Origin of the sequence: Marivita sp. S6314 (assembly GCF_023015985.1) — a bacterium.
GTDB lineage: Bacteria > Pseudomonadota > Alphaproteobacteria > Rhodobacterales > Rhodobacteraceae > Marivita.
This window is the reverse complement of sequence record NZ_JALKAO010000008.1, coordinates 29,261-42,213: the sequence shown is the minus strand read 5'-3', so window position 1 is coordinate 42,213 and position 12,953 is coordinate 29,261. Positions and strand designations below refer to the sequence as shown.

Below are 12,953 nucleotides of genomic sequence, written 5' to 3'. Positions count from 1 at the left end.
TTTGCGTCACGCTTCCGGGATGAAACTCAAACTGCATCACATCAATCTCTGCTCCACCAACGTCCCGGCAATGGACAGCTTCTATCGCGACGTCCTGACCCTCGGAGATGACGATCCCGCCAATCTGCCGCCGGTCAATCAGGACAAGGGGCTGGTCGGCGATGTCTCGTTTGTCACGGACGGTGACATCCAGATGCACCTCACCCCGCGCGACGTGCTGAATTCGTTCCAGTCCGGACATGTCGTCAACCCGCTGGAACGCGGCCATATTGCCTATCGCACGGATGATATCGATGCGTTCAAGCAGCATCTCGAAGACAAGGGTGTTCCCTATTCTGACTGGGGCAGCGACGCGGTGAAGGGCTGGCACCAGATCTTCTTTTACGATCCGGACGGCAACGTGATCGAAGTTCACCAGATCATCGACACCCAGGACTGACCGCAAAGGCGTATTATGACCCTGTCCAATATCGGCCGTGTGCAATCCCCGCGTATCATCCGCATTGGTGGCGGCGTTGCTGCAGAGACGGCAGAGGTTCTGAACCAGCTTGGCCTGTCGCGCCCGCTGATTGTCACCGATACCAAGCTGGTCGCGCTGGGGCATGTGCAGACACTCACCGATATCCTGGACCGTGCAGGCATCCGCCACGCGATATTCGACGGCGTGGTCGAAGACCCCACCGATACCTGTCTCGACGCGGGCCTCGCTGCGTTCAAGTCAGGCGATTATGACTGTGTCATCGGGTTTGGTGGCGGCAGTCCGATGGACACCGCCAAGGCGATCAGCTTCATGTCCGTCAATCCCGGTCACGTGCGCGATTACAAGGCCCCGACCCAGATCGACCGCTGCGGCCCCCCGGTCATCCTGATCCCGACAACCGGCGGAACAGGGTCGGAACTCACCCGCTGGTGCGTGATCACCGACACGGTGCGCACCGAGAAATACAACCTCTCGGGCCTTGCCTGCGTGGCAACCGCTGCCTTGATCGATTGGACATTCACAACAACAAAACCGTGGCGCATCACAGCGGACACCGCGGTTGATAGCCTGACCCACGCGATTGAAGCCTATGTCAGCCGCAAGGCGTTTCCCTATACCGATGCGTTTGCGCTTGCCGCGATGCCTGCGATTGCTACGCATGTGCGCACCGCCTGCGCCGATCCTGAAAACGCCCAAGCGCGCGAAGCTCTGATGCTCGCGGCCTCTCAGGCCGGAATGGCGTTTTCCAACGCGTCGGTTGCGCTTGTCCACGGGATGAGCCGCCCAATCGGCGCGCATTTCCACGTCGCGCATGGCCTGTCGAATGCCATGCTCTTGCCCGAGGTCACGCGGTTCTCTGTCGATGCCGCACCCGACCGCTATGCCACCTGCGCGCGCGTGATGGGCTGGGCAGCGGACAGCGACAGCGATGGGGCCGCCTGCGGAAAACTGGTCGAGGGGTTGCACCGCCTGAACGATGACCTGAACGTGCCAAGTCCAAGCAGCCTTGGCCACGCGGCGGACCCGGAAAAATTTGCGCTTATGGCCGAACAGGCGCTTGCGTCAGGGTCACCGCAAAACAACCCGCGCGTTCCGACGGCGGACGAGATAATCGAAATCTATCAGCGTATCTGGTAAGTGTTCGACCCGAATTTGTGAACAATTGGTTAATAGGTCCGAACCGGACCAAATGTTTCGCGCGCGAAACATTTTTGAGCGGTTTGGCCGACGGCGAATGAACCCGGCGAACAGTTTGAGGTGAGAGCGGGCGGACAGCCCGCTGCCAAACCGGACTTATCTGCGCTTGCGTGATTTCTGTTTGCGCAAACTCCGTGTGCTGCGGGCATGGAACTCCGCCGGGCGCTTTCCGACCCATTCGAAAAACGCCCCCAGCTTGGGGTGCGCGCGCAATGCGGCGGGCGTGTTGTACTCGCGCGCCAGTTCAGCTTCGGTCAGGGTCGCGTGGATCTCATTGTGGCACATCTGGTGGATCAGGATTGTTGGCCCGCCTTTGCCGCCTTTCAGCTTTGGAATCAGGTGATGATGGCTTTGCTTCACACCCGGCGGGATCGGGCGCAGGCAGAGTGGGCAGATCGGGTCGGTGTCATCCATTCGGTTTTTCCCCCGGGCGCAGGCCTTGTGTGCGGGCGTGGGTGCGGGCATCAAGCTGTCACACCGCGATGAGAATTCAAGGGAATCGCCATGGACTTTGATCTGTCCGATCAGCCGCAAATCGTTCAACAGGCCGCGGGCTATGCGCAGCAGGGCTATGATTTGGCGATGACGTGGTTGCTGTCGCCCGCCGCATGGTCGCAATTCGCGCTACTGGTTGTGGCGTATCTGCTGGCGATTTACGTCACCCGCCGGTTGCGCGCGCCGCTGACACGCGTGTTGACCCCGCAGGACGGGGCGACGGATATGCTGTCCTCGGCGCGGCGGTTTCTGTTGATGGGGTTCCCACTTCTGTTGCCGCTTCTCGCCTACCTGTTCACCGGCATCGGCGAACAGGTCACGCGGTCGGTGTTCGGATCAGGTGCGGTGATCGCGTTTGGCAAACGCCTGTTCCTGTTCCTTGCCGCACGCATCCTTGTGCGCGAGATTATCAAGGACCCGTTCCTCAAGGTTCTGGGCCGCTACGTCCTGCTGCCTGTTGCGGCGCTGTATGCGCTGGGCCTGCTTGACGACCTGATCTTGCGCCTGTCGGAAACCACGATTGCCCTTGGCAATATCTCGTTTTCGGTGATGGCGCTGCTGCGCGGCCTGATCGCCGGATCGCTGCTGTTCTGGCTGGGGCGCTGGTCGAATGACCAATCTGCCGCCTACATCAACAAGCAAGAGGAAATGCGCCCCGCCACCCGGCAGCTCGCTGCGAAAGCGGCGGAACTGGTGATCTTTGGCATCGCGTTCATCGTGCTGATGAACATCATGGGCGTGCCGCTCACGTCGCTTGCGGTGCTCGGGGGGGCCATTGGTGTGGGCCTTGGCTTTGGCCTACAGAAAATCGCGTCGAACTACATCTCGGGTGTGATCCTGCTGCTTGAAGGGCAGGCGACCGTGGGTGACTACGTCGAGTTGGACAATGGCGAATCCGGCACCATCGTCAAAACCACCGCCCGCGCGATGATCCTTGAGACGTTTGATGGCCGCTGGATCGTGGTCCCGAACGAGGATTTCATCACCACCCGTGTGATCAACTATTCCGATCAGGGCAGTGCCAATCGCTACGAGGTGGATTTTTCCGTCAGCTATGACACCGACATCAACCTGATCCCCGACATCGTTGCAGCGGCCGTTGCGAAACATCCCGGTGTTCTGAACGACCCGGAACCGCCAGATGTCGAACTGCGCGGGTTCGGAGAGTCGGGCATCGACTTTGGCGTGGAGTTCTGGGTCAACGGCATCGACGACGGCAAGAACAAATACGCCTCGGACGTGCTGTTCCTGATCTGGAACGCGCTGAAAGAGAACAACATCGAAATCCCGTATCCCCGCCGCGTCATCGAAATGCGCACCGCGCCGGAGGCATGACCGACGCGCTGGTGATCGGGGGTGGACCTGCGGGCCTGATGGCGGCAGACGCTTTGCTGTCGGCGGGGCGCGCGGTGACGCTGGTCGAGGCGAAACCGTCGATCGGGCGCAAGTTTCTCATGGCCGGGAAGTCGGGGTTGAACCTGACCAAGATGCAACCCTTTGGCCCGTTCCTGTCGGCCTATGGTGGTGGCTTGGGGCAGAAGCCCGGCCTGCGCAATGCGTTGCACGCGTTCGATCCGGAAGCGGTGCGCGACTGGGCCGAAGATTTGGGGCAGGCGACCTTCACGGGATCAACGGGGCGGTTGTTTCCAAAGGTGATGAAGGCCTCGCCGCTCTTGCGTGCATGGCTTGAACGGCTGGATGGCATGGGCCTGACCCGCCACACCCGCTGGCGCTGGACGGGGTGGGATGCCAATGCCTGTCTGTTTGACACACCCGATGGTCAACGCGTGCTGACCCCGCGCGTGACGGTGTTTGCGCTGGGCGGGTCAAGCTGGGCGCGGCTGGGATCAGATGGCGCGTGGGCCGAACAGTTCGCTGCGAACGGGATCGGCCTTGCGCCGTTTCAGCCCTCGAATGCGGGTCTGTTGGTGGACTGGTCGGACCATATGGACAGGCATTTCGGCGCGCCTCTCAAGAACATCGCGCTTACCGCCGGGGGGCAGATCTCGCGGGGTGAGGTGGTGATCTCGAAACGCGGTCTGGAAGGTGGGGGGATCTACACCCTGACGCCACAGCTTCGAGAGGGGCACACGTTGCATCTTGATCTGGTGCCCGACCTGCCATTGGACACGGTCACGGCGCGGCTGGCCAAACCGCGCGGCAAACAAAGCTTGTCCAGTTTCCTGCGCAAGACGCTCAAACTGTCGTCCGCCGCGCAGGCCATGCTGCGGGAATTTGTGTCGCCGTTGCCGGACACACAAGCTGCGCTTGCGCAGGCCATCAAGGCCATCCCGGTGCGTCACGCCGGGTTGCGCCCGATGGATGAGGCGATTTCGACCGCCGGGGGGGTGTCGTTTGACGCGCTGGATGACGCGCTGATGCTGCGGGACCGGCCAGGGACGTTCTGCGCGGGCGAAATGCTGGACTGGGATGCGCCCACCGGAGGGTATCTGCTGACCGCCTGTTTTGCGACGGGCCGGTGGGCCGGTCGGCACGCTGCGGAGTTTAACCGCCCGTGACGTGACGTTCAGGCGTGACAGGTCAACTTGCTGCGTGGCACCAACGCCCAAAGGGAGACCGCCATGACCAGCTATCCAAACATGCTTGCCCCGTTGGACCTTGGGTTCACGACGCTGAAAAACCGCGTGCTGATGGGGTCGATGCACACGAACCTCGAAGAAACCGGCGACTGGAACCGCGTGGCCGAGTTCTACGCAACCCGCGCGCGCGGGGGTGTGGCGCTGATGGTGACGGGCGGCATGGCCCCGAACCGCGAAGGCGGGGTGTTTCCGGGTGCGTCGGGGTTGTTTACGGATCAGGACATCGCGAACCACCGGATCGTGACGGACCGGGTGCATGACGCGGACGGCAAGATCGCGATGCAGATCCTGCATGCGGGGCGCTATGCCTATGGCAAGGAATGCGTCGGGCCGTCGCCGATCAAATCGCCGATCTCTCCGTTCCCGCCGAAAGAGCTGGATGAGGACGGCATCGAAAAGCAGATCAGCGACATGGTGACCGCCGCGAAACGCGCGCAAGAGGCGGGGTATGACGGGGTCGAGGTGATGGGGTCCGAGGGGTACTTCATCAACCAGTTCCTTGTCACCCATACCAACAAACGTACGGATCGCTGGGGTGGAGCGTACGAGAACCGGATGCGTCTGCCCGTAGAGATCGTGCGCCGCGTCCGCGAGGCGGTGGGTCCGGAGTTCATCGTCATCTACCGCCTTTCGATGATTGACCTTGTGCCGAACGGATCGACCCATGACGAGGTGGTCCAACTGGCGCAGGCGATTGAGGGGGCAGGGGCCACGATTATTAACACCGGCATCGGCTGGCATGAGGCGCGCATCCCGACGATTGCCACATCCGTGCCGCGCGCGGCGTTTGCGTGGGTGACCAAGAAGCTCATGGGCAAGGTGGGGATTCCGATCATCACCTCGAACCGGATCAATACGCCCGAGGTGGCCGAGCAGGTGCTGGCCGAGGGCTGTGCCGACATGGTGTCGATGGCGCGGCCGTTCCTGGCCGACCCGCATTTCGTTGCGAAAGCGATGGCGGGCAAGGCGGCGCAGATCGCGCCCTGCATCGCGTGCAATCAGGCCTGTCTGGACCACACGTTTCAGATGAAGATCAGTTCCTGTCTCGTGAACCCCAAAGCCTGTTTCGAGACCGAGTTGAAAACTGAACAAACCGACAATGCCAAGCGCGTTGCGGTGGTTGGGGCCGGGCCAGCGGGCCTGTCCACGGCCATCACCGCGGCAGAGCGGGGGCATCACGTCACGCTATTTGACCGCGCGGACGAGATCGGCGGGCAGCTCAATATGGCGAAACAGGTGCCGGGGAAAGAAGAGTTCTGGGGTCTTGTCGATTGGTATCGCACGATGCTGGCTGAGACGGGTGTGACCGTCGCGCTGGGCAAAGAGGTGACAGCGGACGATCTGGACGGGTTCGACGAGGTGGTCATCGCCACGGGTGTGATCCCGCGAGATCCGGGGATACCGGGGCAGGATGGCGACAACGTTCTGGGCTATATCGATGTGCTGCGCGGCAAGGCGTCCGTTGGGGAAAAGGTTGCCGTGGTTGGCGCGGGTGGCATCGGGTTCGACGTGTCGGAGTACCTTGTCCACGAGGGCGAAAGCCCGACCGAGAATCTGCCGGAGTGGATGACCGAATGGGGGATCACCGATCCTGCGGACCAGCGGTCTGGCCTGTCGCCGGACGGTCCGCAACCGACGCCGCCTGCACGGCAGGTCACGTTGTTGCAGCGCAAGGCCGAAAAGCCGGGCAAGCGGCTGGGCAAGACGACCGGCTGGATCCATCGCATGAGCCTGATGATGAAAGACGTGCAGATGAAGGGCGGCGTGAATTACGAACGGATCGACGCCGACGGCTTGCACATCTCTTACGGTGAAGGGCGCGAGCGACCGGAGGTGATTGCCTGCGATACGGTTGTCTTGTGCGCGGGCCAGGTGTCCGACCGATCCCTCGCAGATGCACTGGAGGCGAAGGGCGTGCCCTGTCACGTTATCGGCGGTGCGGATGTGGCGGCCGAACTGGACGCCAAGCGGGCGATTGATCAGGGCACTCGGCTGGCGGCGGAATTGTAACGGAACGCAGGCGGGCCTGTTGCGTTAGTGACCCGAAGAGCAGCGCATGCGGCGCGGCTCAACGGTCCAGAACGTATAGGAGGCCAACCATGCCGAATATCGATAATGCCAAAGTCCTGATCATCTCGACCCACGGGTTCGAACAGTCCGAACTGGAATTTCCACGTGACCAACTGCGCGCCAAGGGCGCGACGGTACATGTTGCAACGCTGGACGGAGAGGCCGTGAAAGGCTGGAACGGCGATGATTGGGGCCGGATGGCCGACGCGGATGCCAAGATCGCGGATGTCTCGGCGGATGATTATGATGCGCTGGTGATTCCGGGCGGGCAAATCAACCCCGACATCCTGCGCACCGATCAGTCTGTGCTTGATCTGGTGAAGACCTTCCACAATCAGGGCAAAACCATTGCCGCCGTATGTCATGCACCGTGGGTGCTGGTGGAGGCCGGTATCCTGAAGGGGCGTAACGCGACGTCTTATCATTCGATCAAAACGGATGTGATCAATGCAGGCGCATCCTGGCAGGACAGCGACGTGGTGGCGGATCAGGCGATTGTCACCAGCCGCCAGCCCGAGGATCTCAAGGCGTTTGTCAGCAAGATCGTGGAAGAGATCGAAGAGGGCAAACACCAGCGCAAAGCTGCGTGACGCCTTCCAAAACGGAGAAGCCGGGCCACGCGCCCGGCTTTTTTTATTCGGTCACGGTGATGGTGATGCGGTCACTGACCACCGGCGGGCTGTGCGGCACGTGGAAATGATCGCCCAGCACAAGCTGGATCGTGTGTTCCCCCGGGTCGAGATCCAGCGAGACCTCGGTCTGACCACCGCCGAAGTGGATATGGTTGTCATCGCTGGGGATGCCGTTGGCCGCGATCTCGGCATCGCCTTCGGCCTCTCCGAACGGGGGGCGGTTGAGGTAGATGTGGTGATGGCCGGTATGGTCCTTTTCAACGCCGGCGGGGGCAACGCCCATGCCGCGCAGGCCGAATTTCACCAGAACCGGCGATGCAACGCTGGCACCGTCTTCGAGATTGATGATGTAAAGCTCTGCCCCGTCGGGGGCGGCCGTGTCGCTGGCGAATGAGGGCACGGCGGTGGCAAGCGCCAAGGCCGCGCCAAGGATGATGTGTTTCATGGCTTTCCTCCCTGAGCGGGGGAGGCATTTCGCGCCTCCCCCCACGTCAAGATAGGCGAAAAACACCAAAGGCCAAATGTCATATGAGGTGCCTCGTGCTGTTTCCGATTGCACGACACTGCCCAAGAAAACCCAGATATTGTCTGCGCAGCGCCCAAGTCGCGCCCGATTTAGACGACATACCGTCCTCAACAAATAACGAGGAATACGCATGGACCGTCTTACCGAAATGGAGGCCTTTGCCACGGTTGTGGATCAGGGTGGCTTCACTGACGCGGCGAAGAAAATGGGGATTTCCAAATCTGCCGTGTCAAAACACGTGTCCAGCCTTGAGGCGCGCCTTGGTGCGCGGTTGCTGAACCGCACCACGCGACGGGTGAGCCCGACCGAGATTGGTCTCGCCTATTACGACCGTGCGCGCCGTGTTCTGAACGATGCGGGGGAGGCGGATGCGCTTGTCACCTCGATGCAATCTGCGCCATCCGGCCTGTTGCGCATCTCTGTGGCCACGGATTTCGGGGTGAACCATTTGTCCCCGGTGCTGGGAGAGTTCCTGACGGATTTCCCGGACATCACGGTGAACATGGTTCTGAACAACCGTTATGTTGAGTTGATTTCCGAAGGCTTCGACATGGCTGTGCGTATTGGAGAGCTGGAAGACAGCACCCTGCGCGCGCGCAAATTGACCGAGACAACAAAGCGGATGATCGCGTCGCCGGGATATTTCAAGGAATACGGGCGTCCGCGCCGGATTGACGATCTGAATGAACACAAGTTGCTGCACTATTCGAACCAGTCGAGCGGCAATGTCTGGAAAGTGACCGCCCCGTCCGGCGAAAAGCGCCAGGTGCGCACCGCGGGCTGGTTGTCGGTGAATGACGGGCAATCCCTGTTGAACGCCTGTGTGGCGGGGCTGGGCATCGCCTATCTGCCGTCATTCCTGTACGCCGAGGCGATGGAGAAAGGGCTCGTCGAAGACGCGATCCCGGATCTGCCGGTCGACACGCAAGGCATCTATGCCGTTTACCCGCCGGGTCGGTTCACGCAGCCAAAGGTGCGCGCGTTTATTGATTTCCTCGTTCACCAGTTTGGCGACAAGGGTCCGCGCGACTGGTAATGACATCTTCCCTCGTCTGTTCGCAGACATCCTTACGCCCCGGGGCTCCTCCCTCCCGGGGCGTTTTTTTGTGCCGGATTCCGGGTTGCGGTGACAGGCTGGCGGGGGCAGTGTCTGCCGGTGTTTGACCCGGAGTGTTGCCATGCCGTTTACCCTTGCCACCTGGAACATCAATTCCGTCCGCCTGCGCGAAGGCTTGGTGGCGAAGCTGCTGTCCGAAGAAGCGCCGGATGTGCTGTGTCTGCAGGAGTGCAAAAGCCCGGTTGAGAAAATCCCCACGGAACAATTTGCAGCGCTGGGCTATGGTCACATGATCGCGCGCGGGCAAAAGGGGTATAACGGCGTTGCGATCCTGTCGAAGCTGCCCATCGAAGACGTGGGGGATCAGGATTTTGCCGGTCTGGGCCATGCGCGGCACGTGGCGGGGCGGTTGGAGAACGGGGTGACGATCCATAATTTCTATGTGCCTGCCGGGGGCGATGTGCCGGACCGGGAGGTGAACGAGAAATTCGGTCAGAAGCTTGATTACCTGACGGACATGCGAGACTGGTTTAAGGCTGAACGACCTGAGAAAGCCGTCTTGGTCGGCGATTTGAACATCGCACCGCGCGAGGATGATGTCTGGTCACACAAGCAACTGCTCAAGGTGGTCAGCCACACGCCGGTCGAGGTCGAGCATCTGGCCGAGACGCAGGACGCCGGGGGCTGGGTGGATGTGACCCGCAAGGATATTCCCGAGGGGATGCTGTATTCGTGGTGGTCGTACCGCGCGCGGGATTGGGATGCGGCGGATAAGGGCCGTCGGCTGGACCATGTCTGGGCCACGCCGGATATTTCGAACGCTGCGCATTCAAGCCGGGTTTTGCGACACGCGCGTGGCTGGGAAAAGCCCAGCGACCACGCGCCGGTGTTTGCGACATTTGATCTTTAGCCGCGGGCGCTCCGTCGACGGAGCGCACCAAACGCGTCGACGCGTTTGGTGTCAGGTTTTCACTAAGGCGGCGCGGGCCGTCTTGGTCAGGCGCACCTTTGCGTTGGGCCCTCTCGGATCAAGCGCATAGAGGTCGTTGCGCCGCTCCAGATACGTGCGCCATTGCTTGTCTGGCTGGTCTGAGATGCGTGTATTGAACTGCCTTGTCATGAGAGGGTTTAACGCTGTAAGCGGCAACCCATGTGGCGATGGTGCATGTTGTGCAATAATATGGCAGACATTACGGTCGAACTTGCTTGAGGGGCGTTGACCTTGCGCCTCGCAAGACGTGTCAGAAGATAAGGGCGATATCAGCTCCCTGAAGATGTGGCAGGCGTCTCGGAATGCGGGCGGCGCGACTGTTGTTCCAATGCCGACAACCATAATGCCGCGTTCTTTCAAAGAGTGGGCGAGATGTCTGAAATCCTGATCTGACGTGCCAATAACGACGGTATTGGTGCTTTCGGTCAGGGCTAGGGTTATTGCGTCAATACACAGCATGATATCGGTCGCATTCTTGCCGCAACCGGAACTGACATGTCGAAAGCCGGTGGTATCCTTCCAGTTGGGCGCATGGTCGTAATTTGTATAGACGCGTGACGTGTCGATACGCCCGAATTTCTTGGCATGTACAAGAATGGTTTCCGCCCAATCGGCGTTCAGATTGTCGCCGTCCACAAAAACGGCGACGCGTTTGGACGTGTCTTGGAATGTTGCGTGCTGTGTCATCTGTGCAGATTTGCGCAGCAGTTTGGCAAAACTTTGACGCCTGCTGGCTAGATCACGTCCGCATGTCCAAAAGCGCTTTTCTGCGCCGTGAGACGGTTTCGCGCCGGTCTTGCGCGCGGCCGACGCGGAAGCTGCGGGCGACGAAGTCGATGTGGTCGGCTGCGGCGTCAGAGGCTTTTTCGGACTGGCCTGCAATGATTGCGTTGGCGATGTCCTTGTGCTGTTGCAAGAGCATGTCACCGGTGCCGTCGATCGCGCGCAGGAAGTCGCGGTTGTAGAACACGTTGCGGGCCATCAACTGGTAGATCGCGGCCATGGTGTGCACCATCAGCGAATTGTGGCTGGCATCCACGATGGTGGCGTGAAAGCGGACATCGGCATCGCGGGAGGCGTCTGCATCTTCGGCCTCGTGCGCGGCTTCCAGCTGGTTGACGAGGTCGGCAAGCGCCTCGCGGTCCTCGGTGGTGGCGCGTTCGGCGGCCAGCATCGCGGCAAAGCTTTCCTGTTCTCGGCGAAATTCGAGGTAATCCTCGAAAGCGGTGACATGCCGAGCATACAGATTGACCAGCGCGGGTGACATGGCAGAGCCAATCAGCGGGGCCACGAAATTGCCTTCGCCGTGGCGCACGATGATCAGGCCGTCGTCCTCCAGCCGCTTCAGCGCCTCGCGCACCTTGGGGCGGGACACTTTCATCTCTTCCGCGAGCGCCCGTTCTGACGGAAGACGCGTGCCGTCCTTGAGCACACCGGACACGATCAGTTCCTCGATATGATGGATGATTGTGTCGGCAACCGATTCGTGGCCCACTGGACCAAACAGGTTTTTCACTGAATCCGGCATGTCGCTCCCAATGTCTGCAGTGCTTAGTGGTAAATTAAGTGCTCCTTTTGTGAATGCAACGTAAATGTCGCAGCTATGCGCACGCAGACTATCTGCGTTGTCCTTAAATCATATGTAAAACAATTATTTGGCGGAAAACATACTGTGCGGAATTCTGTTCAGCGCTGTTCGGCAATTCCCTGATTTTGATGCGATCGCAGGCCGAGTGGTCACAAAATCGTTGATTTGCTCAAGTGGTAAATAATATGAACCAACTCATCCCGGGATTGGAGCCCGGTGTTTTTCCCGGCCCCGCCGGACGACCCTGAGGAGGAAATATGAAAAACGTACTCACAAGCCTGGCCGTGGCCGCCGCTGTTCTGACAGCCCCTGCGGCGCAGGCGGCTGACAAGCTGCTGCTCAAGACCCCCATCGCGTTCTCGACAGCGCTTCCGGGGCTTGGCTCTCCGATCCCGCGCGTGGCTGAACAGTTGGACCTGATGTCCGGCGGCACGCTGCGCATGAAGGTGTATGAGCCGGGCAAACTGGTCCCGCCGTTCGAAATTCTGGATGCAGTCTCCACGGGCAAGATCAACTCGGGCTACACAACAGCCGGGTACTGGGCTGGCAAAATCCCGGCGGCCCCGCTGTTTTCGGCGGTGCCATTTGGCCCCGAAGCGGGCGAATACATGGCGTGGCTCTACTATGGCAACGGCATGAACCTGTACCAGGAGATGTACGATCAGGCGGGGTTCAACGTCCATGTCATGCCATGTGCGATCATCGCGCCCGAGACGTCCGGTTGGTTCGCGAAAGAGATCAACACACCGGCAGACCTTGAAGGTCTGAAGATGCGGTTCTTCGGTCTGGGCGGCAAAGTCATGCAAAAGCTGGGTGTTGCAACATCGCTCCTGCCGGGTGGTGAGATCTTCCCGGCGCTGGAAAAAGGCGCGATTGACGCGACCGAATTCTCCATGCCCGCCATTGATGCGCGCCTTGGGTTCCACAAACTGGTCAAGTACAACTACTTCCCCGGCTGGCACCAGCAGGCGACCGTGTTCGAGCTGATGATCAACAAAGACGTCTGGAACGAAGCCTCCGAGCAGCATCAGGCGATCATCACCAACGCCTGCAAAGCCTCCATGGCCGACAGCTTTGCCGAAGGTGAAGCGATCCAGCACGCGGCACTGATCGACAACGTTGAAAACAACGGTGTTGAGATGAAGCAGTGGTCTGAAGAAATGCTGGCGACATTCGAAGCGACCTGGGATGCGGTTGCCGAAGAAGAAGCGGCAAATGACGCATTCTTCGCCAAGGTTCTGGCCGACATGACCGAATTCCGGGACGGCTATTCCATGTGGAAAGAGAACGCTTTCCTCCCGCGCAAGTAAATTTGC

13 protein-coding genes are annotated in these 12,953 nt (G+C 60.5%); 9 read left to right on the top strand and 4 right to left on the bottom strand.

The genetic code is table 11. The features are described from left to right. Window positions 1–19 precede the first annotated feature (19 nt). Both MWU54_RS17245 and MWU54_RS17240 read left to right on the top strand, forming a co-directional pair. The gene (locus MWU54_RS17245; RefSeq protein ID WP_247086241.1) at window positions 20–439 is read left to right on the top strand and encodes a VOC family protein; all 420 of its coding nucleotides are present in this window, start codon (window positions 20–22) and stop codon (window positions 437–439) included. A gap of 15 nt (window positions 440–454) precedes the next feature. After that, on the top strand, window positions 455–1,618 hold the full coding sequence (locus MWU54_RS17240) for an iron-containing alcohol dehydrogenase (protein ID WP_247086239.1): 1,164 nt from the start codon (window positions 455–457) through the stop codon (window positions 1,616–1,618). A gap of 156 nt (window positions 1,619–1,774) precedes the next feature. Here MWU54_RS17240 and MWU54_RS17235 read toward each other — a convergent pair whose 3' ends face one another. Beyond that, window positions 1,775–2,092 carry an HNH endonuclease gene (locus MWU54_RS17235; RefSeq protein WP_247086237.1) on the bottom strand — a complete coding sequence of 106 codons (318 nt, stop codon included), beginning with the start codon at window positions 2,090–2,092 and terminating at the stop codon, window positions 1,775–1,777. Window positions 2,093–2,182: 90 nt separating this feature from the next. Between MWU54_RS17235 and MWU54_RS17230 the strand changes: the two genes are divergently transcribed. From MWU54_RS17230 to MWU54_RS17215, 4 genes are all read left to right on the top strand, one after another. Beyond that, window positions 2,183–3,508, top strand: coding sequence for a mechanosensitive ion channel domain-containing protein (locus MWU54_RS17230; protein WP_247086235.1), 1,326 nt, complete (start codon window positions 2,183–2,185; stop codon window positions 3,506–3,508). Further along, window positions 3,505–4,692 carry a TIGR03862 family flavoprotein gene (locus MWU54_RS17225; RefSeq protein ID WP_247086233.1) on the top strand — a complete coding sequence of 396 codons (1,188 nt, stop codon included), beginning with the start codon at window positions 3,505–3,507 and terminating at the stop codon, window positions 4,690–4,692. Before MWU54_RS17230 ends, MWU54_RS17225 begins: the two co-directional genes overlap by 4 nt. A 63-nt stretch (window positions 4,693–4,755) precedes the next feature. Next, on the top strand, window positions 4,756–6,783 hold the full coding sequence (locus tag MWU54_RS17220) for an NADPH-dependent 2,4-dienoyl-CoA reductase (RefSeq protein WP_247086231.1): 2,028 nt from the start codon (window positions 4,756–4,758) through the stop codon (window positions 6,781–6,783). A gap of 89 nt (window positions 6,784–6,872) precedes the next feature. Further along, a complete protein-coding gene (locus MWU54_RS17215; RefSeq protein ID WP_247086229.1) occupies window positions 6,873–7,433 on the top strand; it encodes a type 1 glutamine amidotransferase domain-containing protein in 561 nt (186 codons plus the stop codon). A 43-nt stretch (window positions 7,434–7,476) separates the two neighbouring features. Here MWU54_RS17215 and MWU54_RS17210 read toward each other — a convergent pair whose 3' ends face one another. Continuing rightward, on the bottom strand, window positions 7,477–7,920 hold the full coding sequence (locus tag MWU54_RS17210; protein ID WP_247086227.1) for a DUF4399 domain-containing protein: 444 nt from the start codon (window positions 7,918–7,920) through the stop codon (window positions 7,477–7,479). Between the two features lie 211 nt (window positions 7,921–8,131). On the opposite strand from MWU54_RS17210, the gene MWU54_RS17205 reads away from it, so the two are divergent. Then, on the top strand, window positions 8,132–9,037 hold the full coding sequence (locus MWU54_RS17205; RefSeq protein WP_247086225.1) for a LysR family transcriptional regulator: 906 nt from the start codon (window positions 8,132–8,134) through the stop codon (window positions 9,035–9,037). A 142-nt stretch (window positions 9,038–9,179) separates the two neighbouring features. Next, complete coding sequence (locus MWU54_RS17200; RefSeq protein WP_247086224.1) at window positions 9,180–9,968, top strand: exodeoxyribonuclease III; 789 nt, start codon at window positions 9,180–9,182, stop codon at window positions 9,966–9,968. Window positions 9,969–10,019: 51 nt separating this feature from the next. Here MWU54_RS17200 and MWU54_RS17195 read toward each other — a convergent pair whose 3' ends face one another. Beyond that, window positions 10,020–10,736, bottom strand: coding sequence for an NYN domain-containing protein (locus MWU54_RS17195; protein ID WP_247086222.1), 717 nt, complete (start codon window positions 10,734–10,736; stop codon window positions 10,020–10,022). 52 nt (window positions 10,737–10,788) lie between these two features. Beyond that, complete coding sequence (locus MWU54_RS17190) at window positions 10,789–11,577, bottom strand: FadR/GntR family transcriptional regulator (protein ID WP_247086220.1); 789 nt, start codon at window positions 11,575–11,577, stop codon at window positions 10,789–10,791. A gap of 317 nt (window positions 11,578–11,894) precedes the next feature. Between MWU54_RS17190 and MWU54_RS17185 the strand changes: the two genes are divergently transcribed. Further along, on the top strand, window positions 11,895–12,947 hold the full coding sequence (locus tag MWU54_RS17185; protein ID WP_247086218.1) for a TRAP transporter substrate-binding protein: 1,053 nt from the start codon (window positions 11,895–11,897) through the stop codon (window positions 12,945–12,947). Window positions 12,948–12,953: the final 6 nt, after the last annotated feature.

Bases quoted from the DNA above. Each gene is read 5' to 3' on its own strand.
- MWU54_RS17245 (WP_247086241.1), top strand. From the start codon at position 20: ATGAAACTCAAACTGCATCACATCAATCTCTGCTCCACCAACGTCCCG.
- MWU54_RS17240 (WP_247086239.1), top strand. From the start codon at position 455: ATGACCCTGTCCAATATCGGCCGTGTGCAATCCCCGCGTATCATCCGC.
- MWU54_RS17235 (WP_247086237.1), bottom strand. From the start codon at position 2,092: ATGGATGACACCGACCCGATCTGCCCACTCTGCCTGCGCCCGATCCCG.
- MWU54_RS17230 (WP_247086235.1), top strand. From the start codon at position 2,183: ATGGACTTTGATCTGTCCGATCAGCCGCAAATCGTTCAACAGGCCGCG.
- MWU54_RS17225 (WP_247086233.1), top strand. From the start codon at position 3,505: ATGACCGACGCGCTGGTGATCGGGGGTGGACCTGCGGGCCTGATGGCG.
- MWU54_RS17220 (WP_247086231.1), top strand. From the start codon at position 4,756: ATGACCAGCTATCCAAACATGCTTGCCCCGTTGGACCTTGGGTTCACG.
- MWU54_RS17215 (WP_247086229.1), top strand. From the start codon at position 6,873: ATGCCGAATATCGATAATGCCAAAGTCCTGATCATCTCGACCCACGGG.
- MWU54_RS17210 (WP_247086227.1), bottom strand. From the start codon at position 7,920: ATGAAACACATCATCCTTGGCGCGGCCTTGGCGCTTGCCACCGCCGTG.
- MWU54_RS17205 (WP_247086225.1), top strand. From the start codon at position 8,132: ATGGACCGTCTTACCGAAATGGAGGCCTTTGCCACGGTTGTGGATCAG.
- MWU54_RS17200 (WP_247086224.1), top strand. From the start codon at position 9,180: ATGCCGTTTACCCTTGCCACCTGGAACATCAATTCCGTCCGCCTGCGC.
- MWU54_RS17195 (WP_247086222.1), bottom strand. From the start codon at position 10,736: ATGACACAGCACGCAACATTCCAAGACACGTCCAAACGCGTCGCCGTT.
- MWU54_RS17190 (WP_247086220.1), bottom strand. From the start codon at position 11,577: ATGCCGGATTCAGTGAAAAACCTGTTTGGTCCAGTGGGCCACGAATCG.
- MWU54_RS17185 (WP_247086218.1), top strand. From the start codon at position 11,895: ATGAAAAACGTACTCACAAGCCTGGCCGTGGCCGCCGCTGTTCTGACA.